Genomic DNA, 25,400 nt, shown 5'->3' with positions numbered 1-25,400 from the left:
TTCGGTGGATTTCCTGATCAACGACAAGGGCGTGCAGCTGGCCATGCAGGTGGTGCTGGACATGTCGTCATTCGGCAAGATTCAAGTCAAGGGCGCAGCTGCCATTGGCGTGTATGTGGACCCCAACGACAACAAAGAAAAGCCTTTCTTTGCGCTGTACTTGAACTTCAGCACAGAGATGAACATCGCGATCTTGAAGATCAAGGCCGAGGCTTCGCTGCGCATCAACACCAGCACCATTGATTACACAACCTTGCAAGGCGATGTGATCAAGGCCAACACCTTGTTTGACTTGGAGCTGCGCGGGGTCATTGACATCTTCTTGTTTGATGTCGAGTTCTACGGCCGCATGAGTGTGATCGACTCGGTCTTCAAGCTGGAATTCGAGGGCAAGCTCAACTTCTTCAATGTCACCACGGTAGAGGTTGCCGGTTACGTGGACTCTCTGGGCAACTTCGAGTTCCGCGGCAAGATTGAAATTGACATTTACTTAGGTCCGCTGCACCTGAACGCGGGTGCCAGCTTGCTGCTCAGCAGCAAGCCACGCTTTGCGGCGGCCGTGTGGGGCTCGCTGGACTTTGAGCTCAAAATTGGTTTGATCAACATCGATTTCACGCTGGCGGGTTTCCGTGGCGAAATCGACATCACACCGGCCAGTGGCTATGTCATGGCGCGCGTCACCGTCATGGGCATTTCCGTCTCGGGCTCATACATGTGGTCCTGGACAGATCCACCGCGCATCTCCCACTTGGAGGGTGAGACGCTTGTGCTGCACATGGGTGATGCCCTGGGCCGTTATGGCGAGGCCGACTACAACGAGATCATCAACGAAGGCAACGGCGTTGAGTACGACTCAGAGCTCGACATGTACATCGTGCGCTCGTTGGGTCAAACCGACTACTACAGGCGCAACCAGGTCAAGGCCATTCGTGCCCATGGCGGAACAGGCAACGACTCCTTCTACATTGGTCAAGGCGTGGATGCGGTGCTGGACCTCGACGGTGGCGCTGGCCAAGACAGCTTCTTGATCCAAGGCGGCCGCACGTCAGGCTTCGTGGATGGTCAACTCAAGTACTCCATCGTCTCAGGCGGCGCCGGCGACGATGAGTTCTTCAGCGGTGCAGCACAAAGCGCACGATTCTTTGGTGACGATCGGCCTGCAGCTGGCGCGCTGAGTTGGACCGTGCCCTATACCGGCTCGCGCGGTAACGACCGTTTCAACGGTGGTGCGGGTGCTGTGGTGGTGGACATGGGTCTGGGCAACGACAAAGTGGCCACTGGTCCCAGTGCCGACACTGTGATCTTGCGTGCAGGTATCAGCCGCGTGGACACGGGCGAGGGTGGCGACACCATCTTGCTCGATCCCAACTATGGCTTGACCACCCTGACCGTGGCTGGCGGCACTGGCCATGATGCGTTGCGCATTGCTGCATTTGCCAGCACCGCCGACATCACTTTGGGCGCCCTGAGCTTGGAGCATGCCGCTTCAACGGGTTACCTGACGGTGAACTTCAACGACAAGCTCGACCGCATCGAGATCACGGACACTGCGGCCAACACGCAGATCAAAACACTGAATATGGACTGGGCGTCTACCGACTTGTCACTCCATGCCAGTGGCACGGTCGACGTCACGGGCACCAGCTTCAAGGCTGCTGACGGCCTGCTGAGCATCAGCGCTGAGCGTTTTGTGGGCACGTTCAACACCCAAGTGGCCGAGTTGAGTTTGCAGGCACGTGACGCTGCCAGCACTTCCGACTTGGTGGTGAACGAGCGCGACAGCCTGCGCTTGGTCAGCGATCGCTGGAGCCAAGGTGGTTTGGTCACCGCTTCTGGTCGCTTGGCGGTGACGTTGGCCGACGCCGAATCCACGCTGACGCTGGCCTCTGGCCGCATCAGTGCGGGTGCGGGCGGAGAGATCCGTCTGGTGGCCGATGACATTGACTTTGCGACCGGTCGCGACAAAGTTTCGGGCACGGGCTTGTTGAGCATCACGGTGCGCACCGCAGGCCAAGACATGCGCGTGGGCGGTGCGGCTCAGAGTCTGTTCGGCAACGACCAGTCCCAAGCTGGCCCTACCGGTTTCATGGCGTTGGCCATGCAAGACCTGGATGCTTTGGCCGACGGTTTCAGCGAGATTCGCATTGGCGAAGGCGCCACCGCCTCCACCATGGTGTTGGGCGACGCCGAGGACGTGACGATTGGTGGCACCAACTTCTACGCCCAGTTCACCGACAGACTCAAACTGATTGCAGATGAAATTGTGGTGGCGGGTGACGTTCGCTCGACCACGCAGATCAGCACGCAAAGCCGCTTGCTGCAAGTTCGCTCGGCCAATTTCCAGACGCCCCTGGGTGCGCCCGATGCCGGCCTGAGCGCCGTCAGCTTGGACCTGCAGGTCACTGAGCAGGCGGATGTCAATGGTTGGCTGATCGCCCAAGACGCGCTGACGCTGAACATCCAAGGCAGCACGGGCGTGGGCGGCTATGTGCGTTACGACGCAAAGCCCAACAGTTTTGCTGGCTCGATGGGGGGCAGCTTGCTGGTCACGGGCAACAACGGCGTGCTCACCTTGAACGCCAGCGGCTCAGTGGTCAGTGCCTCCGGCATGGAGGCGACAGGCACTGGGGCCAGCATTGTGATCAACAGCGCCAGCAGCTTGACGCTGCGTAGCGCAGCCAACGTACAGGCCTCAGCGGCCAACTCCAGCATCGCCTTGAGCGCGGGCGACTACATGCACTTGCTGACCAGCAGCAGCGTGTTCTCTGGCGTGCGCATGGTCAATGGTCAGCCTAGCCTCACCGGCAGTGGGGCCAGTTTGTCGATTTCTACCCCAGGCGAGCTGCGCTTGTCGGGTGCCATCACCGCAGGCGGTTCACTCAACATTGCAGCGGGCGAGTCGGAATTCACCTCCGCCAGCTACTTTGACAGCATCCTCGACCGCAAGATCGAGACTGTGAACACACCGGGTGTGGGCGCAGCGCTGACCAATGCAGGCGAGGTGACCGCCGCCATCAACGGCCTCAACAGCAGCAACCTGAGCGCGGCGCTCAAGTCTTTGGTCCAGGGCACGGCCCTGGCCTTGTCCAGTGTGGACAACCTGGTGGTGCAGTCCCTGGCCAACTACAAGCCTTTTGGCGAATTGACCGACGCCCAAAAAGCCGAAGTGGCGGCCAGACTCGGTTACACCGTGTACCAAGCGCCTGTGGGCGGCGGCACCACGGCCTTCTACAACGCTGCCACCGGCGTCTTCACCACCGCCTTGACTCAAGGCCACTCCGTGGCCAGCAATGTGGGCTACACGCGTTATGACAACGTGTTTGTGCGCGAACTGGCCGACGGCACGCTGGACATTCGCCAAAGCCTGCTCGAAGGCGCTTCGGCCGATTACAGCAACGCGCGCATCAATTGGGTGGCTGCGGGCGTCACGGCGCCAGCCGCCAACGCCAGTTTTGCACAGCTGACGGCCGCACAAAAGCTGGTTGTGGCCGAGCACTTGGGCTATGTGTTTGACTACTATGCGATGCCGGGCGACCTCTGGGACAAGGGTACCGAAGCGCTGACCGATGACGTGGCCCGTCCCGACGTGGATGCAGGCTGGTCGGATCTCACCCCAACCCAGCGCACCGTGGTCACGGGATTCATTGACAACGTCGAATTCCTCACCGCCCGCACCGCCTACCAAGGCAAGTGGGCAGCCCTGACGGGCTCCACCGTGAACTGGCAGGCCGCCGGCGTGAGCGCACCTGACGCCAGCCAAGAAAGCTTTGGTTCGCTCACGGGTGCGCAAAAGCTGGTGCTGATTGAGCACTTGGGTACTGTGCTGGACTACGCCGCACTGCCCGAGGCCTTGTGGACGCAAGGCACTGTCGGCACCGCTGACGATGTGGCCAAGCCGAACCAAGCTGCCGGCTGGTCCACCTTGAGCACGGCTCAGCGCGAGGTGGTGGTCGCCTGGCTGGACGGTCGACTCAACGCGACTGCCCGAATTGAACTGCAAGGCACTTGGGCCAGCGCAGCCGCTGCCACCATGGGTTGGTCGGCTGCCGGCGTGGCCACACCCACGGCGGGCCAGACCACTTGGGCCTCGCTCAAAGGCGCGCAGCTGATGACGCTGCTTGAGCACCTGGGCTACAGCTACGATTACGCCAGCATCCCAGATGCCTCTTGGCAAGGTGCAGCCGGTACGACCGATGATGTGTCCCGGCCGCTGCAAAGCCAGTCATGGTCGCAGTTGTCAGCCGCCCAGCGTGCCGTGTTGGTGCGCTACATTGACAACGAGCGCAGCGTCTCGACCACCACGGTGCCGGTGTACGTCAAGGCCTATGCGGCGGAGGTGTCTGTGCCGTCCGACCGACTCCTCATGCAGGGCAATTGGGCCAACATGAGTGCCGCCGCCACCATGTCTTGGACGGCAGCGGGCGTGACCGCTCCCACAGCCCAGCAAACCACTTGGGCGCAACTCTCCGGCGCCCAGCAAATGGCCTTGCTCGAGCATGGCGGTTATGTCTACGACTACCGCGCCGTTCCCGATGCGGTGTGGAGCCAGGCCACCCCACGCCCCAGCTTGGACACCGACTGGTCCGAACTCTCGGCGGCCCAACGCACAGCGCTGACCCATTTCATCGACGTGTCGCGCGCGACCATGCCATCGGCGCTGCCCGCTTCTCAGGTGCCTGCTTTGGCACGCCAAGCAGTGCAGGCCGATGCGCCGCTGGCAGAGCGCTATGTGCTGACCAATGCCGACCACTATGTGCTGCGCTTGGTGCCTGCAGTCAAAAACTTCTTCAACTACAACGCCCCGATGGGCTTGCAGGTGGTGACCGGCTTCAGCCAGGGCCTGGTCTCTGACTACCGCAACGAACACATCCAATGGGGCAGTGTCCCAGCCCCTGCCGCTGGCACCCCTTTTGCAGCCTTGACCGATGCGCAAAAGCAAGTGGTGACCTCCGCTTTGGCTTATACCTATTACGCGGGCACCAATTACATCAATGTTGCGGCCGCACCGCTCGAGCGGGTGGTGCAGGGCTTTGGCTCGGCCAATTACAACCTGGCCACCATCGATTGGGGCGGCGTGCCCACCCCGGCGGCCGACACCCCGTTTGAAAGCCTGAGCGCCGCCCAGCAAAACGTGGTGCTCGACAAGCTTGGCCTGGTGCGCGCCCAGCGCGAACTCTTCGTCAACCCGACGGCCATTGCGGCCGAGCGCGTGCTGGCCACTGTGCCCGTGTTGAGCACGGTTTACTCGGACATCGCCGATGCCAAGTGGGCCGGCATGGACAAGCCCATCGATGGGCTGCCCTTCGACGTCCTCAGTGTGGCCCAGCAAACGGTGGTGCTCAAAGAAGCCGGCTACAGCCGCTGGAGCGGACCGTCCTTGTATGACGCCAGCACCAACAGCTACCGCCTGGGCCTGACGCAAGGCAACACCGGCGACTACAGCAACGCCACGATCGCTTGGAGCGACATCGAGGTGCCGGCCGCAGGCACGGCTTTTGATGCGCTCAGCCAAGTGCAGCGCGCCCGCGTACTCGCAGCCACTGGCTTTGAGGGCTACACCGGGACCGTTTACCACAAGGCCGGCCAGGGTGCGAATACCGTGCGCCAGACCTTTGTGGAAGGCGAGGGCGGTGACTACAGCAATGCCCAGATGGTCTGGGGTGCGGGCAATGACATGCCCACCAACCGTTGGCTCTTGACCGACAGCCTCAACCCCACGCAGACCCTGGTGGTCTACGCGCTGGACAGCAACAACGATGGTGTGGTTGAGCAACTCGAGCTGCATGAGACACACCCACTGACCGGCCAGCGCGGCTTTGGCTTCTTGCTCACGGGCACGCTCACCACGATGCAAGCCAACACCGACCTGCACATTGAGGTCAAAGACGCGGCGATTGTGCGCGGCACCATCAATTTGATGGGCGCTGACTCAGACCTCTTCATCCAGTCTGACAAGTTTGTTTACTGGGAAGGTGAGACCACTGTGCCCGGCCAGATCACCATGCGTGGTGGGGTGTCGGCCACTGGCGCGGCTTTGACCGTGCCTGGCGCCAATGCTCAGGGCACCAGCTTGTATGTGCATGCCTCCTCCCAGATGTATGCCAAAACCGGCAACGTGCTGCTGCAAGGCGGCAAGGACGTGGAAATTTGGGGCAAAGTGGGCGCGGGTGGCTACAACAGCGCCAGCGGCTTGGTGTGGAACTCCCCAGATGCGGGCATCACTGTGATGGCCGGTGAGCAAATCTGGATTGACAGCGCTCTGACGGCCACCGGCTTCGTGAACGTCAGCACCAGCAGCGCACCGGGCAACGGTGACAACGGCTACGGCGTCATCATCGGTACGGCTGGCGGTCTCAATGCTTTGGGTCTGACCAGCACCGCCACGGGCTCGAGCATCACGGTCAACGCTGTGGGCGGCATCAGCGTGATGGGCCAAATCACCTCGGGCGGCGCGGTCACGCGCATGACCGTGGACGGTTTGCCGCGCGACGTGGTCACTTGGGTAGAGAAAGACTCCACCCTCACACTGCAATCGGCAGCTCAGGTTTACCTGGGCGGCATGGCACGCGCCAGGGACGGCAGTCTCAATGAATTGGGCGGCACTTTCCGAGCCAGCCAACTCATCACCGTGGACTCGGGCGTTTCCACAGACGGCACCGGCGTGAAGCTGCCGGGCACTGGCCGCATGAGCACCGCCCAAGAGGCGGGCCGAATTGTCATCAATGCTTTGGGCAATGCCGATCTGTTTGGCCAAGTGGTGGCTGGCGGCGAGATTGTGGACATGCGCGACAGCCGCGGCACCCTCATTGGCAGCTTGCCAGTCTACAAAGATGGCGACTCTGAAATCGTCATCCGCGCTCAAGGCCAAGCCAACTTGGGCAAGGGCCTGGTGGCTGGCAAGTTGATCGATGTGCTGGGCGGCACTGGCAGCCGCACGGCGACGGTGGCTGAGCCTTGGTTGGACGATGGCGTGGTGCTCAGCGGCGATACACGCTTGCGCACATTCCGCGAGAACAGCCAGATCAAGCTGGGCGCCACAGGCGACGTGACGGTCATGCTGCCGGCTTGGACTTATGAGGTGCTGGCCGATGGGTTTGCTGAGTTTGCCAAAGGTGACCTCAGCGCCAACACCTCTTTCAACATCAGCTTGGACTTGGGTTCGGGCAATGTGCGCACTGGTCTCATCACCGTCAGCCAGGCTGCGGCGGCCAACAACACCGACCTGCTGGGTCTGGTGGCCGATGTGCAGAACGCGATCAACACCACGTTGGGCGTGACGGCTGATCAATTGCGGGTGCGCGACTTCAACGGCCGCTTGCAATTGGTGGGTGGTTACCAGTTCAGCTTGACCCGCGCAGACGGTGGCGGTGCTCAGCGCCTGGGTTTTGGCCAAATTGGCGATGCCAAGGCGGCAGGCGCCAGTGTCACGGCCCTGCGCCTGCCCACGGTGGACGCCAGCGCTCGTGGCTCCAAGGTGCTCATTGGCAATGCCCAGCAAGCCGGTGGCTCGGTCACCTTGTCGGGTTATGTGCGGGCTTACAGCAGCATAGACTTCAACACCTTGCCACGCGCCAGCGGTGAGCAAAACGTGCTGCTGACCGCCAGCAGCCGCTTGGAAACGCTCAGCGGCGGTATGACGCTCAGCCCGGCCGGTAACGCCGTGTTTGAGGGTGAGTTGGTGGCCTTGGGTCGTTACGCGGACATCGTCATCAACGCCAAGCAAACACTGGAAATCCGTGGCCGCCTGGAAGCTCAACGCGACATCATCGTCACGGCCGGCACATCCGCCAACATCAATCCGCTGGAAACCAGCCTGGCCACGCTGGGTACCAGCGAATTGATCACCCGTGACCCAGGTGGCCGCATTGTGCTGACTGGCCTGAACAATGTGCTGATTGACAGCGTCATCGGACGGGGCAACACCCAGTTGGCTCGCTTGGACATCGCCTCCAAAGAAGGCACGCTGACGGTGGCTCAGCGCAGCGGATGGCTGGAGACTGGCGCGCTCATGACCTTGCGTGGTGACGATGTGGTCATTGCCGGCGTCATCAAGAGCAGCTTGGCCACCCCAGCCACCTACGACGACGAGGTGCTCATTGAAGCCACCCGCGACGTGGCCTTGGGCGGCAGCTTCACCTTGGCTGGTTCGCTCAGCGTGACCGCCGGACGCGACATCAGTGCCCCTCGCCTGAGCCTCATGGCCTCGGCAGCTGGCCAACACCTGCTGTTGGGCGCGGGCGGCAACATTGACCTGGGCACCACCGCCGGCACCGGTGGCGTGGTCATGGCCGCAGACACCTTGTTGACGCTCTCGGCCACTGGGCGCTTGAGTGTGGGCAGTGATGCTGTGCTGTTCAGCGAAGCCAACGAAAGCCGCATTGAACTGTCGGGCGGCACGGTCAGCGTGCTGGGCGGTGTCAATGCCGGTTCAACTTACGACAGCGTCAACCAGACTTCCAGCTGGACTGGCAAGAATGCCAGCATCGACCTGCGCGCTGGTTCTGGCTTTGTCCTGGGTAACACCTTGGTGGGTGGCAAACTCTGGGCTACCGGTCGCATTTCTGTCAATGGTGCGCCTGACACTTTGGGCGTGGGCATTGGCATGTCGGGTAAGAGCTCGATTTGGTCGGATGCCACCGGCAAATTCAATCTTGCGTCGGCCACCTGGAGTGAAGCAGCTGCAGGCCCTGACGGTGCGATTGTGTTGAGCAGCGACGGCGACATTTGGCTGCGTGGCCAGGTCAGTGCCTCTGACGTGGGCGCCGACATTAGCATCAGCACGCGCGCCCAGCTCATGGTCGACGGCTTGGTCTCGGCCGACGACCAGCTCAGCATCACCGCGGGCATCCACCAAAGCGGTATTGCCGTGCTGGTTGAAACCCTGGTGCTTGACGCCAACAACAACTACCTCTCTGGCGGTACGCTGGACACTGCCGCAGGCGGCACCATCCGCGTGACAGCCACCGACTCCATTTACATCAAGGGTGTGCTCGGTCAGCGCGACCTGGGTGAAGCGCGCGTGGGCTTGCTCAGCCTGCAGTCCACCGACAAAGACGTGTTTGTTTACCGCAACATCAACGTGCGCGACACACTGGAGATGGATGCCGACAACATCCGCGTGCGTTCGGGTGCCTATGTGTATGCCACAGGCGTTGATTCGCAAGTCTTCATGAAGGCCCGCAGCAGTTTGGAAGTTTCGGGCAGCAATGCGGTGTCACCGGCCAACCCGAACGACGCCATCATCATGGCCGACAAGCTGATTCACTTGTTGGCGCCATTGGCCGATGTCAATGGCATCGTCTCCGCGGGTCTGGCTGGCAAGGGCGCCAGCGACGGTCGCATCCTCATCAACGTGGGGCAATCGCTGACCATTGCAGGTGGTGCCCTGTCTTCTAACCGCAACATCGAGCTCAATGCCGGTGTGGACATGGCTTGGAGCCGCAGCCGCTTGGAAGGCACCATCCTGCGCAGCGAGCTGATTGGCGGCAACATTGTGGTCAGCGGGCAGGCCCTGCTGACAGCGGCCACCGGCGCCATTGTGCTCAAAGCCGGCGGCGACGTGACGCTCGATGCGGCGCAAAACGTCAGCTCCACCCGCTCGGTGTCGGTGGAGAGCTACAAAACTGTGGCCGAGACGCTGACCACCGTGGTGGGTTACGAAAAAGTGGCGCTGCCCGACCCAATTCAGGTGCCGGTGGTGACTTGGGAAACGACCCAGATCACCGAGGTGGTCGAGTACAAAGAATTCAAGGTGGGCTCTGAGTACACCACCATGGACGTGGTGCTCACCCAAGTGGGCTACTACAACCCTCTCCAAGAGGTGTCCAAACGCTTTGTCGAGGTGTTGGCTGAAGGCGTGGATTACACCAATGCGACGGTGGACTGGGCAGGCTCGGGCGCGAATGCGCCGGGCAACGATTACACCCAAACGGCCACCTACTTGGATTTCACTGGGCTCAACGATGCCCAACGCACGGCTGTGCTCAAGAAAACTGGCTACATGCCGCTGTTCCAGTTCACCTACAGCAATGCGGTGCTCAAAAGCACTTACAAAGGCGTGGATCAGCCCGACCGGGCCATCACTCCCGCCTGGAGCGCTGCCGAGCAAGTGGTGTATTACCTCGACGTCGACGGCTGGCGCGACCGCTATGTGCGCATGCCCAAAGGCGCCAATGAAGACATCTTACGCGTTGAGTCCAAGGGCCAGACCGAGTTCTTGAGCGTCAACAAAGGCACGGCTGAAGCCAATTTGCAAACCGCGGGCTTTGGCACGGGCGGCAACCTGTATGAGTTGCCCAATGACCCCTCCAACCCCAACCCCTGGACCACCGCGCGCAACACGGCTACCGGAGAGTTGGTGGGCCGTTACCAAGAAGTGGGCAAGGTCAATTACGAGCAAATCACCTCGAACTACTACTTCCCGACCAACGGCTTCAGCGGAGACAACCGAGGCGCGCATGCGCCCAACGAAGACGGCCGCGGTACTTGGTTGGCCAGTTACGCGGGCAGTACAGGCGTCAAAACCTATGACTTCGACGCTCGCGTCAGCGACGATGTGCTCAACCGTGCGCCGCAATGGACCTACACCGCTGGTAACACCCAGGCCACCGCTTTCAAGGACGACACCAACGGCTACTTTGCAGACCAGGTTTACTACAACAACCCTGGCGAGACTTTGACCAAACAGGCTTGGGCTGCGGCCGCGGACAACACGCAGATGGGCCGTTTCACTGACCGCGTGCAGGGCTTTGACAGTTACTTCGATGTGCTGGCTTTTGACACCTCGGCCTTCTCTCAAGTGGGCGCCGCACGCATGGACGCCAACCAGTTTGGCTTCCAGTACAAATTCTGGTCTGACTGGCAGAACCTGGGCGAGTGGTCGCGCGGGGGTGGTTACCGCTGGACCGGCAACGACGTCACGATTTTCAATATTTACACGACCGTCAACGGGTTCAATAACTTCCAGACCGTTCGCAACGATCTGACGCAGCAACTGTCTTACAAAACCACCCTGGAGAACGGTGGGTTCAACCTGAACTCAAGAACAGGCGGCGCCAACGCCAACCCAAGCGATGGTGGCTTTGACCAAGTGCGTACCACGGTGCGCTACATCGACGACAGGGGCAAAAAAGGCGGCTCCGAGTACAACGTCTACCAAGTGGACGGGCGCAAAGAGTTGGATCGAAGCATCCAAGAAAACTACCTGGACTACACCTACCAGTGGACATCCAAGTGGAAGCCGGTCTATGACCAGCGCGTTCGCCAAGAATTCAAGTTGGTCACACAAAGCACCAACTTGTTTGAAAAGCTGCCCATCGAGCAGACCACCACCAAGCAAGTTCCAGTGGTGAATTTTGAGAGCGTGACGGTCTGGGAGATGCGTCCCATCTACTCGACCGAGACCGTGCTCAAAACTGTGGCCAGCACCGACACAGCCTCTGTGCGTGCCTTTGGCGAGCCTGGCAATTCCATGGGCGCGCAGAACATCAGCATTGCCTCGGGGGGCAAGCTCAGCCTGAGCGGCAAGCTCCAGGCTGCGCAAACTTTGGACCTGAGCGCCGACGACACACTGCGCGTGCAAAGTGCCATCACCACGGTGGTCGGTGGCCAGACCGTGCCGATTGCCTCGGTGTTGCAGGCGGAAACACTCAATTTGTTCGCCGGGCGCTTGCTCACGGTGGCCGATTCGGCTGAGCTCAAGGCGGTGCAAAATGCAGACACGGCCAGTACCACGGCCAGTGTGAGTCTGACGGGTGATCGCGACATCATGCTGGGCGGCGTGGTCAGCGCTGTCGATGGTGCCGCCATCACGGTCACCTCTTCTGCGGGCCGCGACCTCAACCTGTCGGGCCGGATCACTGCGGGCAATGTGGTGTTGAAGTCGGGCCAAGGCCTTGCCCAGAGCGGCCATCTCACGGCCGATGCCGACACCCAGGTCACAGCGAGCACTGGGGGCATCAGCTTGACCACAGGTCTGGTGGGTGGTGACATTGAACTGAACAACGCCACCTTCACGGCCAGCGCCAGTGGGCAGGCCATTACCCTGACCTCGGCCAAGGGCAGCATCACGCAAACCCTGGTTTCGCGCAGCTTCACCGACGCCAACAACGTGGTCACCACCCGGTTGTTGCCCAGCGGTTTGCTCACAGCAGCCCAGGTACTTGCCACCGGAGACAGTGGCATCACCCTCAACACGGCCACGGCTGCGGTCAATCTGGCGCTCACTGGCGTGGGCAACATCAGCCTGTTCAACTCGGGCAACCTGACGGTGACGCGCGCGCAGAGCAAAGACGGCGGCATTGACATCGTCAATGCGGGCGATGTGGACGCCGTGCAGCTGTTGGCCTTGGGTTTGAACGACCGCAACGACATCAGTGTGCGCACCGACAAGCGCCCCGGCACGGCCTCGGCCAACCTGCGGGTGGGTGAGTTCTCGACCGGCAACGCCACTGGCGTGCGTCGCGGCGACGTGGTCTTCCAGGTGCAAGGTGCGCTGAGTTTTGCAGACGCCACCAAGCCCATTGAAGCCGATGATCTGAGCTTGGCCATCTATGGTGGGCTGGGCAGCAATGCAGCCCCTGTGTTCACCCGCGTCAATAGCCTGAGCCTGCAAACCAAAGGCGTGGGTGATGTGTTCATCAACCAAGGCAGCCAGCTGATCAAGCTCAACAACGTGGAAGTGGCCGACGGCTCCTTCACGGTGGTGGCCGCCGGTGCGGTGGACCTGGTCAATGTGCGATCCCTGTCCAACGACGATGCCAACGACATCCGCATCACTGCCGCTGGCGACGTGTTTGTCCGTTCTGTTGTGGCCGGCCTTTATGCCGCCGACGCTTCACAAGCCCCTGTGGTTCTGGACTCGTCCAACGCGGTGGTGGCCAATACCAGCTTGAGCTCGCTTGGCGACGTGTTCCTGACCTCGACCGGTGGGCGCGTGCTGGAGACTTTTGTCGACGACGCGGTCGATCTGGTGGCCGATGTCCTGACCATTGAGGCGGCGTTGGGTATCACGGGCATGGAGTTGGCACTCAATGCTTTGGACGTGCGCACCAACAGCGGTGACATCACACTCTTTGAGGTGGACGGCTACCTGGAAAAATCCAAGGGTCTGGATGTGCTGCGCGCCGTCATCACCTCGCCGACGGCGGGTGCCGATGATGTGAGTTTGACGGTGCAAGGCGAACTGCGCGTGGGTCGCGCGGATGTGACCGTGAACAGTGTGCTCAAGCCTGGCTACAGCGGTCTGATCAAGGGCGATGCCATTCGCCTGGAAAGCCAGAACGACAGCGTCTCTGTGCTGCGTCCCGCCAGTGGCGAGGCCCTGGTGTACACCCGCGGCATTGGCTTTGCAGCGGCTGACGCGGTGCAGCTGTATCGCTTCTTTGAAGCGCCTGAACGCTTGGAGTACCGCGCTGGCAGCTACATCCAGTTTGGCGAAGGAACACAGGCCAATCCTTACTCGCGCAAGTTGCCAACGGTCTTGTCGGCCGATACGCTGATTTTGGGCAGTGGCGGCACGCTCACGCTGGACGGCAGTTTGTCGGCCAACCGATTGCTTGAACTGGTGGCCGGTGAAGACTTGGTGCTCAAGGGCACGATCAGCCTCAAAGGCACGCGTTATGACGGCACGCAAGACATTGACAGCAAAATCGACCAAGTGGTGCTCACCGCCAGCGGTAAGAACAACGCCAGCAAGGCGTTCGACTTCACCGGCGACGGCGACACCTTGGACACGGTCACTGAAGCGGCGGCAGGCATCGACTTCAACCTTGACGGCGATTTTGCCGACAGCATCAGCGAAGGCTCTGTGCCTTCGCCTACCGGTTTCGTCAACATCCAGACCAATGACCTGCCGGCCGAAGACTTTGAGATTCGCGCCCTGCGCGACATCTTCATTGACTTGAATGACACCAGTGTGGGCGTGGAGCGCAACTGGAGCTTGTCAGGCTTTATTGGCGGCTTGAGCGGCTTTGACTCTGCCCAAAATGTGACGCTGCGCGTCGAAGGGGCTTTGTCGGTCAAAGGCGGCATTGTCTCGGCCAGCACCTCGGGTGGCCAGCTCGCGCTGACCGCCAAATCCATCAGTTCCGACGGCGCGTCTGTTTTCATTGCGGACAATTTGGTGGTGGATACCCTGGGCGCTGCCCAGCTCAACACCTTGGTCACGCGATTGACACTGGACTCCCGCACGGCGGGTAACGTGAGCATCAATGAAGCCACTGGCCTGATCGTGGACGCCTTGGTCGCCAACGACGGCAGCATCGAGGTGACCACTGGCGGCGACATGTATGTGCGTGACTTGCGCAACACCGCTGACGGCGACAACATCACACTCAAATCGGGTGCCGATCTGTACTTGGACAACGTCGAGGCCGGCACGGCCGTGGGCGCACTCAAGACCGGCGGCACCGTGGTGGCGGACGCCAAGGGCCGTGTGTATGAATGGGCGGCCATTCAACAGGTGTTTGCTCAAAACACCACGCTCTCCAGCGCCTCGGCCGGCAGCAACCAAAGCAGCAAACTGTCGTTTGATGTTCCGGCCCGGGTGATTGCCACCCAATTGGCCGCTTCTGGCGTCCAACAAATCACGGGTCTGAGTTTTGAGCAACGCGAACTGACAGTGGGCGATGTCTACGCCGTCACCGTGGGTGCCAGTACCTACACCAGCACCGTGCAAGCCGGCACCACTTGGACCAGTTTGTTGAACGCGCTGAAGTCCCAAATCGACACCGGTCCCACCTCTGCGGCCGTGGTGGTGGGGGCACGCCAGTTGGTGCTCACCGCCGACAGCGCCAACCAAAGCTTCACCGCCACGGGTGCGGTCACCTTTGCCCTGGCTGCCGGCGACGAGGTGTCCGTGCAAGTGGACAACCGCCGCTATGCTGTCACGGCCACGGCGGGCGCCAGTTGGAGCACGCTGCTCAGCAGCTTGGCCACCAAGGTGCAGGCGGGTGAAATCGGCGCCTTTGCCAAAACCGTGACGGCTGGCGCCACCACGTTGACGCTGACCGCCAATGGCGTGAATCAGGCCTTCCAGCTGGCGGGCAACCTGCGTTACACCGCACTGGACCAGCAGTCGTCCGACCTGTACGGCTTGCGTGTGGAAGTGCGCGATGGCAGCTTCTCGGCGGGCACCAACAACATTGCTTTGCCGCCTTTGCTGCTGAGCGATCCGACAGTGCGCGGCACTGGCTTGGAGTTGGAGGTGCGCACCATTGCCTCCAACGGCTTGAGCAAATCTGCCACCACGGTCACGCAAACCGGCGTGTTTGCCACCGGCACGGGCGTGCAGTCCAACGACCAAAGCCTGACCACTGCGGCTGGCAGCTTGATCACGCAGGTCAGCACCGTGAACTTCCCGCTCGAGTTGGGCTTGGGCTACGAATACACCTTGAGCATCAATGGTGGCGCAGCCATCGTGGTGCAGCCGGGTGTGGGTGGCTTGCCAACCAACGCCAGTTGGAGCGATGTGCTGGGCGAATTCAAAACCCTGATCGAAGCCAGCAGCCCCGTGAACGTGAGTTTCAACAGCGATCTTCGCCAACTCACGCTCACCGCACGGGTGGCCAACACCCCATTCACCGTGGGCGCACTGCAGCTCAACCAAGCCACTGCCACCCCCTTGGCCAATGCCGTGACCGATGGCGGCACGGTGCTGCAGTCTGCAGGCACCGGTGGCTACCAAATCAGCGACCTGAGCTTTGCCAGTGGCGCATTGAGCGCGAACAGCGAGATCGCCATCGTGATCAATGGCAACCGCTACGCCACCCAAGTGGGCAGCAATGTGGTGATGGAATTGGCCAACGTGAACGAGGCGCAGGTCAAGATCAGCACTGTGGCGCCGGCTGTCTCTTTGGGCTCGGCCACACAGTCGCAATCTATGACGGTGGACTTTGCCAATGTGACGCTGGCGGGTACCCGCGAAGTGGTGCTCAGCTTGGCAGGCGGCACTTCGACCACGGTACTGACTTCTACGCTGGTGGGTGCAACGGCTGCAGAATTGGCCACCGATTTGGCGGCTGACATGGCAACAGCCCTGACCAGCGCCGGCATCACCGATGTGGCCAGCGGCTCCACGCTCGTGCTCAATGGCACCACGGTGCCCAACGCCACCGTGAAAACAGTGACGGTGTTCAACAGCGCCGCCACGGGTTCGGCCCTGAACTTGGCCAGCTTGGACTTGACCGGTTTGTCGGCTGTGGTCGTGGAAATCGGTGGGCAGATCTACAGTGCGCCAGTCACTGCGGGCACCAGCACCCCTGCATCGGTGGCCACTGCGCTGGCGGCTGAAATCAATGGTCGGACAGGCACCACCTTCAGTGCGGCAGTCACCGGCTCTACCAGCTTGACCGTGTCCACCACGGGTGCTGCTGACACCGCCACCGTGGTCACCGAGCGCAGTTATGGAGTCGCCGTTGGAGAGCGCGTGCGGCTGATTGACTTGGCGAACTTGACGGCCCAAACGGGTGCGACCTACACCCTCACAGTGGGCAGCCAGACCTTCACCAGCACGGCCGGCGCTGCCACCACCGTCGCCATGCTTGCTGCCGACTTGGCCGCAAGTGTTGAGGCGCATGCCAGCTACCAAGCCAGCGCCAGTGGCACGGTCATCAGCATCACCAGCGGCGCGGGCAGTGCCGTCATCAGCCTGGCCACACAAGCGATGCCGCAGTCTGTGGCAGGTACCAGCGAGGTCACCATTTCCAAAGGCGGCAAAACCGGTGCGCCTGTCCGCCTGGATCTGAGCGAGTTGGCTGTGGTGCAAGGTGCCACCTATACCCTCACGGTGGGCGCGGCCAGCCACACCCTCACGGCAGGCGCTGGCCAAACCTTGGTGATGATTGCGGTGGCCTTGGCCGACCTGTACAACACCGCCAACAACGCCACGTCCACGCCCTTGGCGAAGGTGGGCATCAATGGCAGCGGTCAGGTCATTACCGTGACGCAAGACTGGACTTCTGTGCTCGACGAGCTCAAGCGCCAAATTGTCCAGGGCGAGAGCGTGACGGTGGTGGCGGACGAGGCCAGCCGCAAGCTGACCCTGACGTCGACCGATTCTGATTTTTCCTTCACCCTTGACGCTTTGGGTGTGGACGCAGCCAACGCCGTCGTGGCCACTGGTGCCAATCCGGTCACACTGGCAGCCACAGGCGTGGCCCAAGTCAGCACCGTAGCCTTGAGTGGCTCTTACACCCCCGTGTCGGGCGACCAAGTCAGCCTCGTTCTGACCGACGCTTCCGGCGCGCTGCGCAACTACACCGTCAATGCCAACTACCGGGTGGACACGCCAGCGGCGCAGCCCGTGGCCACCACCACACAGTCGCCGAACAGCACGACCAAGCAAATCAGCACCCTGGATTTTGGCGCCACGGTGGAGGCGGGCAGCAGCTACAGGGTTTACCTGATCAACCGCGACAGCGAGTTCAACTACGAGTACAAGGCCACCACCGACGACGCCAACGCCTTGCTCACCAGTTTGGCAGCCAGCATCAATGCGCAGGCCAACAAATTTGTGGATGCGAGCGTGTCCGGCGGCAAGCTGGTGCTCACCAGCACGGCCGTCAATGGCCGGTTTGTGGGCACTGCACGTGCGCTGCCGGCCCAGATGACGGCGGGCAGCGGTACCTTGGCGGTCACCTTTGACGACTTCAGCTTGGCGGTCGGGCAGGTCATCAATGTGGCCCTCAAATGGAGCACGGGCGGTGCCCTTTTCAGCCACACGGTGGCCACGGCCGACTGGGCCTCGGTGCTGGGTGCGCTGGAAACGGCCATAGAGGCGAACACCGATCTGGCGGCCACCGTGGCGGTGGACGCGGTCACGCGCACCCTGACTGTGAGCAAGTCGGGCACCCTGGAAGTGAGCGGCCTGTCGGCCTACCATGACAAGGTGCGCACATCGGCCGAGTTGCTCACCGTCTTGAGCGATGCCATCAATGCCCAAAGCGGCAACGACCTGAGTGCTCAGCTGGATCTGGCTTCGCTGAGCCTGACCCTCACGGCGGATGACACCAACAAGCCCTTCTCGGTGGCCGGACTGGTGCGCAACAACCTGAACAACATTGAAGACAACGGCGCCACGCCCACCAACACCGCCAGCGTGTCCCAACAGGTCAGCACCGTGCAGTTTGACGCCCAAACTCCGGCGGCCGACCAGCGCTACACCCTGACGCTGACCCCCGCAGGTGGCGTGGCCCGCACGGTGGTGGTCGAAACCACTTCAGCCACCGCCAATTGGACCGCCATTCTCAATGGTTTCAAGGACGCGCTCGACACCTACAACACCAACCATGTCGGCACCGACGGTGAAATTCGCGCCGACATCGACGTGGCCAACCGCACCCTGACCCTGACGGCGGTTGAAAACAACCAAGCCTTCAGTATTTCGGGCGTGAGCGCCTTCAGCCTTGTCAACTCCACCGGCACCGTCAGCGGTGCCGTGGCCACCCCCACAACTGCTGGGACCAGCGCTACCCAGGTGGCGAAGGTGAGCCTGCCCACAGGTGAACTCAAAACCGGCATTCAGTATGCGGTCACCGTCGACGGCACCGAGTACATGGCTGAAATTGGCCAAGCGGGTGTCACTGCCAATTACACCAGTGTGCTGAGCAAGCTCAAGGCCTTGCTGGACGCCAGCGGCCGCTTTGCCAGTGTGGTGGTGACCAACGCCAACCCCGAGTACAGCCTGACGCTGACCGCTGCTGCCGCCAACACCGCATTTGCGGCCTCCTCCAGCCGGGTGGACGCCTCGGCTGGCAGCCCGGCCAACCCCGTGGCATTGCCTGGCGACTATGTGCTGGTCATGCCCGACCGCACGGCCGGTAGTTTTGGCTTGGCCGCCAATGGCAGCCTGACGGTGGTCTCGCTGGAAACCGGGGCGAATGAGTTGATCAAGCTGGTGGCTGGTGTCGACGACACGGGCAGCAGCAAGAGCGATCTGGTGGTGGTCTCGCCCATCAACGTAGGCCGTGTGGGTACGGGTCGTGTGGATCTGCAAGCCTCTGGCGGCGTGACCCTGGGTGGTACCGTGACAGCGGCCGTGCTGGATGTGGAAGTGGGCGGCAGCCTCAGCTTGAACAGCGATGTGGGCACCATGAAGGTGGTCATGACGCGTCCTGGCGACCTCACGGTGGTTCAAGTCGGCGCTTTGAACCTGACTGAGTTGGTCATTTTGGGTGGCGGCAACGTGGCCATTGAAGCCGATGGCGCCATCACCATTGGCAGCATCACAGGCGTAGCGGGCGACATCACGCTGACGGCCAAGAGCGGCGGCATTTCCATCGCCTCGCTGGCTGCGGGCGCTGATGTGGTGCTCAGCGCGGTGGCCGGTGCCGTCAGTTTGGGCTCTGCTGGCAACACGGTCGAGATGGACAGTTTGTCGGTGGTGGCCAAAGGCGCCATCACGGTGTACGAGGCCGACGACTTGCGCATTGAGCGCTTGCAAAGCACGGACGGTGCTGCCGTGCTGGTGCAAGCTGGCGGCCGGTTGACAGTAGACGGTGCCATCACGGCGGTTGGCGCCAGCACCATTGCGTTGCGCACCTTGGCCGGCGCGTTGGAACTGAACGAGGCCATCACTTCTGTCAGTGGTGCCATTACTTTGCAGTCGGCCGGCAATTTGGTGCTGGAGACCACTGGCGACGTGTTGTCGACCAGCGGCGCCATCTCGTTGACCAGCGGCGGCAGGCTGGACATGACCGGCGAGACCGAGATCAATGCCGGCAGCGGTGTGCTCAGCCTCAATGCGGCGGGCGACATCAAGCTGGGCAAGCTGCGCAGCACGAATGCGGCGGACTTGGTCATCACTTCAGGCGCCATCGTGGACGTGGCCGAGGGCAGCATAGACATCATCGCCCAGTCGGCCAAGCTGGTCATTCAGGCCCAAGGGGGCGTGGGCAGTGCGGCCAACCCGATTGAAATAGACGTGGCAGCCCTGGACCTGCGCAACAGCGGCTCGGGCGAAATTGGCCTGGTTGAAGCCGGTCCGTTGACTGTGACCCGCTTGGAGCAAAGCAGCTCGGGCACGGTCTCGCTGTCCACTGTCAACGGTGCCATCACGGTGCAAGGCGCGGTCACGGCCACGGCAGGCGCCATCAACTTGTACGCCGGTGGGGCGAATGGCGCCTTGGTCCTCAACGCCGATGTGGTTTCCACCGGCGGGAAAGTGGATCTCACGGCCGACAATGGCGACTTGAAGCTGAACGCCGGCATTCGCGGCATCAACGTCAACATCAACCTGCCCAAAGGCAGCTTGCTCAACGCAGGCACCCTGACCCAAGCCGATAACGGCCTGGGCACCATGGCCACCTACAAAGACAATTGGCTGACTGTGGGCCCGTCCGGCAACCCCACGGGTTACCACCCTGAAATTGAGTGGATCATGTCGCGGGGCTACTACGTGACCGATGCGGCCACGGGCAAAGTGACTGTGTCCAACCTGCCCAGCTACTTGGAAGCGGCTCATCTTGCCAATGGTGTGATCTTGCGCCAGGCCTATGGCCCCTTCATCAAGGCCACAGGCGGTGCAGCCGCAACGGATGGATTGATTCAAATTGCGGTCAAGGGCACCATTGGCCAGGCCGTCACTGGCTTCAGGCTGTCGCCCGAGTCGGTCATGCTCAACGCCAAAACGCTCAACGCCTCGAGCAGCGATCGTGGCAGCATGTACCTGTTGGCCAGTGATACCCTGTTGGTGCAGTCAGTTGGCGCCGAGATCACGGCCACCGGCTCGCAAGGTGGTGAGACCATCATTGCCACACTCAACGGTTCACTGAGCATGTCTGGCGCCGTTGACGCGGCGGGTGAACTGGTCAACCTGGCCGGCTACGATGTGGATGTGCGCGCTGCGGTGCGTAGCCCAGATGGTGCTCTGAATCTGACCAATCTGGATACCAGCGGTGCCATGGTCTTTGGTGCCAACGTCAGTGGCCAGTACAGCGTGGACACCAACGAGTTGGGCTACTTGAGTCCCGGCTTCTCTGCGATCAACATTGGCAGCAGCTTTGGCAGCAACCAAATTGCCTTTGGCACAGACACCAGCAACGCTTCCATCGACTTCAATGACGACGTGAACGTGAGCAACCCGGTGGTGGGCGGCTCCATCGCCTTGAACCAGTCGCTCAATGTGAGCGGCAACCTGCGCATCAAGGGCTCGGGCTTCACCACCTACTGGAACCAAGATGCGGTGGTCAGCGTCTCAGACTCCATGATGATCGACGACTCGCTCATCATCACCGGGGCGGTGACCGCCATTGCAGGCTCTGACGGCACCGGCAACTTGGTGCTGGGCGGCCAGTCTTGGCACATCATCAACGGCGATGGCCAGGCCAATGGTGCAGGCAAGACCGCGGGTGACAGCCTCACCCTCAAGGCCCCGGGCAACATCACGGTGGCGGGGCGCATCGGTTTTGCCGAACCCGGTCAGACCTTGTATCCGCAAGACCCCATGGAGGGTTTGAGTGTGCAGGGCATTGAGGTCAGCCCAGGCGTGTTCAACCTGCCTGACGACGTGAGCTTCATGGGTGAGATCATCTTGCACGGCGACCTCACCATCAACGCCAGCGGCACGGTGCGCTTTGCCGATGCGGTCAACATCAGTGGCGGCAGCCTGACGGTGCTGGGTGCTGAGCGGGTGATTTTTGAGCGTGGCCTGACGGTCAATTCGGCCAATGGCGTGGGTGGCAACATCACCCTGGAGGCCGACGAGATCGACTTTGCAGGCGGCGCTCAATCGGTGGCAGGCACCGGCGTGTTGACCCTGCGCGCTACCACTTTGGGTGTGGGCGTGGAGTTGGGTGATCCGGCTTTCTCAGAGCCCAACCGCTTGAACCTGGACTCTACCGATCTGCGTGCCTTGGTCAACGGCTTCTCGGGTGTGGTGGTGGGTCATCAGTCCGCCGGTCATGCTGTGGTCGGTGCGGGTGAGGTGCGCATAGGTAGCTTGGCCACGCCGCTGATTTGGGACGATTTGTCGGTGTACGCTGGCTCCATTGTGGTGGCCGATGCGCCGGGCAATGTCAGTTATGCGCTGCGCGTTGCCGGGGAGATCAAACTCGATGCGGTCAATAACATCACCTTGCAAAACCGCATTGAAGCAGGCTGGCAAACCCGTGATGACGTCTTGCTCTACTCGGCCCAAGGCCTCATTCTCCAAAGCAATGCCGCCGGTATGCTGGGTGACGGCGAAAGTTCTGAAGCCCTGGTCGCCGACAATTTGACCGTGCGCTCTGCCGCCGGTGTGGAGATGCGATTCCTCGATGTCAACACCGTGAGCCTGGCCAATACAGCCAGCGGATCGGTGGTCCTGACCGAGTTGGAAGCGGGTGGTCAACTCAATGTGGCCAGCCTCTCGCAAGTGGGCGCTGGAACGGTGAGCATCAGCACCCAAGCCGGTTTGCTGCAGGTGCTGTCGGCCGCAGGCGGTGGCTCGGGCATCACCAGTGCGGGCACTGGCTCCGTCAACCTCACGGCAGGCGGGGCGGGCAGCAATGTTCTGGTGGCCTCGGCCATGAGCCTGAACGGGGGCTTGCTGTCCCTGACCGCCGCCCAAGATGTGGACGTGCGTGCCCTGTTGTCCAACACCGATGGTCAAATCACCCTCAATGCCACCGGGCGCGATACTTTGTTGGCTGCCAAAGTGCAGACCGACGGTTTTGTTGAAGTCGGTGCCAAGCGCGACATCGTTCAGACCGACGGTCAAGCCGTGGTCGCTGTGGGTGCCAGCGGACTGGGTGCGGTCAACATGATCGCCGGCCGCGACTTGGTGCTCAGCCGCGTGCAAGCCCAGTCCAACTCGCTGTTGCAAGCCCAAGAGGGCGCTATTCTCGATGGTCTGACCGGCAACTTGAACAACGCCCAAGGCCAGGCCCGCAGTGAAAACATCATTGTCACCACCGGTAACGTGGTGCTGTTGGCAGCCACCGGCATTGGCACTGGCAGCGTGCACTTGCTCACCGAGGTGGCCAGCATGGCGGTGTCCAACCAAGTCAGCGGCGGCGTCTTCATCACCGAGCGCGATAACCTCTTGGTCACCGGCAGTCACGGCACGGGCAGCAATGCCGTGGATGTGGTGACCACCAGCGGTGCCAACGGTGCGTTGGTGTTGATTTCGAGTGCCGGCGCGTTGGAGGTCACCGGCCCTGTGTCGGTCAGTGGCCACGTGCTGCTCAAGACCATGGCCGCCGGTCAAGACCTGCGCATCAAGTCCGATATCACCTCGACCGCAGGCAGCATAGAGCTGCGCTCGGCCGACGAGGTCATCATGGAAGACGCGTTGTTTGACAACTACGCCCCGACCCTGGAAGCCAAGGCGGTGGGTCAGTCGGTGAATATCTACGCAGCCACCAGCGTGACCATGCAAGTTGACGCCCAGGTGGTGGTCAACCAAGGCTCTATGCAAGTGCAAGCGGCAGGGGGTAACCTGACACTGGGCATCCTGAAGACCGGAGCCGAAGGCTTTGCTCGCCTGCAAGCCAGTGGCGCCATCGTGGACGCTAAAAACGACGACACCGATGCGCGCCGTGAAGGCAACCTCTTGGGTGGCCGTTACGAGTTGCTCGCTGGCACATCCATTGGCGCTGCCGACCTCGTTATTGAGAGTGAAGCCACGCATGTGGGCTTCACGGCAGCTGCAGGTGGTGTCTTTGTCCGCGATGTGGACGCTTTCACCGTCGGCGGCCTGCAAAACTTCAGCGTGAACAGTGTGGCCACCACTGGCGTAGCCAGCGCCACCAGCTTGACCGTGGGCACCGGCAGCAGCGCTACCGGCCCGGTGGTCCTGCAAGCGGGCAGTCGCACCAGCCATGACCTCAGCTTGGCCTCGACCCTGACATCGGGCAGCTCTGTGTTGATGCAAGCAGCGGGCGCGCTCAACCTCAATGCAGATGTGAGCGCAGTGAACCTGAGTGGTTTGGCCGGTCTGGGCCTGAGCCTGGGCGCAGGTGCAGATTTGACGGTCAGCGGCTCCGCCGATCTCGCTGCAAACAACGGCAACTTGAGCATGGCTGCCAACGCCACGGTGCTGGCCACGGGCAACGCCCGACTGGCGGCTGTCGGTGACATCAGTCTGGGAGTGGTCACGGCCAACCAGGTCAGCTTGCTGGCCACTGGTTTGATCTCGGACGCCCACACGGCCGGTGACACCACCATCAATGTGGTGGCCAGCGCTTTGCGGGTGGGCGCTGACGGTTGGGGCACAAGTGCCAACGCGGTTGAAGTGGATGTGCCGCTCATGTCGGCCCTTGTGGCCAAGCAGGGCATGAGCGTGGCCAGCCTGGGCAACGTGAGTCTGGGCACCACCGCCGCTCTGAGCGTGAACCGAGTGCAAGCCAATGGCTTGAACATGGTGGTGGTGAGCGACGCTGTGCAAACCGGTCTGACCGGTGTGGATGGCGCCATCCGCTTGAGCAGTGGCGCGGCCATTGCCATGGCCGATGCCACCGTGCTGCGCGGCGATGCAGGCATCACCTTGAGCACGGTGGGCAATTTGTCCATCGAGCAACTGCAAGCCAGTGCCGGCAACGTGACTTTGAACGTGGGCGGCGCTCTGATCGACGGCAGCACGTCCACAGACGTGAGTGGTTTGGGTCTGGACATCACCGTGGCGACACTGGGCAGCAGCGTCCAGGCGCTGGACACCGACGTGGCCAACCTGACGCTGAGCATCACAGGCGCCGCCTATGTGAACGAAGCCAACACCTTGAACGTGGTCAGCGCCAACACCGGCTTGTTCAGCCTGAGCGCGGCAGGCGCCACCACCTTGAGCCAAGTCACCACCAGCGGTGCGTTGACGGTGAGCCTGAGCGCTGGCGACTTGACCGTGGGCAGCGTGAGCGCCAACGGCCAGGCCGTGAGCTTGAGCACCGTGGGCGCAGTGCTCGACGGCGACGCTGGCACCGACATCGCCGCCGACTCGCTGAGCATCACGGCCGCCAGCGTGGGCAGCAGCACCGACAGCTTGGACACCGACGTGGCCAACCTGACGCTGAGCATCACAGGCGCCGCCTATGTGAACGAAGCCAACACCTTGAACGTGGTCAGCGCCAACACCGGCTTGTTCAGCCTGAGCGCGGCAGGTTCTACCACCTTGAGCCAAGTCACCACCAGCGGTGCGTTGACGGTGAGCCTGAGCGCTGGCGACTTGACCGTGGGCAGCGTGAGCGCCAACGGCCAGGCCGTGAGCTTGAGCACCGTGGGCGCAGTGCTCGACGGCGACGCTGGCACCGACATCGCCGCCGACTCGCTGAGCATCACGGCCGCCAGCGTGGGCAGCAGCACCGACAGCTTGGACACCGCTGTGGCCAACCTGACGCTGAGCATCACAGGCGCCGCCTATGTGAACGAAGCCAACACCTTGAACGTGGTCAGCGCCAACACCGGCTTGTTCAGCCTGAGCGCGGCAGGTT

The 25,400-nt window shown here is 61.9% G+C and carries 1 protein-coding gene (running past both ends of the window); it reads left to right on the top strand.

Every position in this 25,400-nt window falls within one protein-coding gene, locus ACHEXK_RS11145, for a hypothetical protein, read on the top strand. The gene is 71,256 nt long; 32,435 of those nucleotides lie to the left of the window and 13,421 to its right, leaving coding positions 32,436-57,835 in view — codons 10,812 (partial) to 19,279 (partial); the first codon wholly inside the window starts at window position 2. Both codon boundaries (start and stop) fall beyond the window edges.

This window comes from Limnohabitans sp. DCL3, assembly GCF_048019295.1.
Lineage (GTDB): Bacteria > Pseudomonadota > Gammaproteobacteria > Burkholderiales > Burkholderiaceae_C > Limnohabitans_A.
Note: the sequence above shows the minus strand (reverse complement) of the source record. Positions and strands in the feature narration are given on the sequence as shown.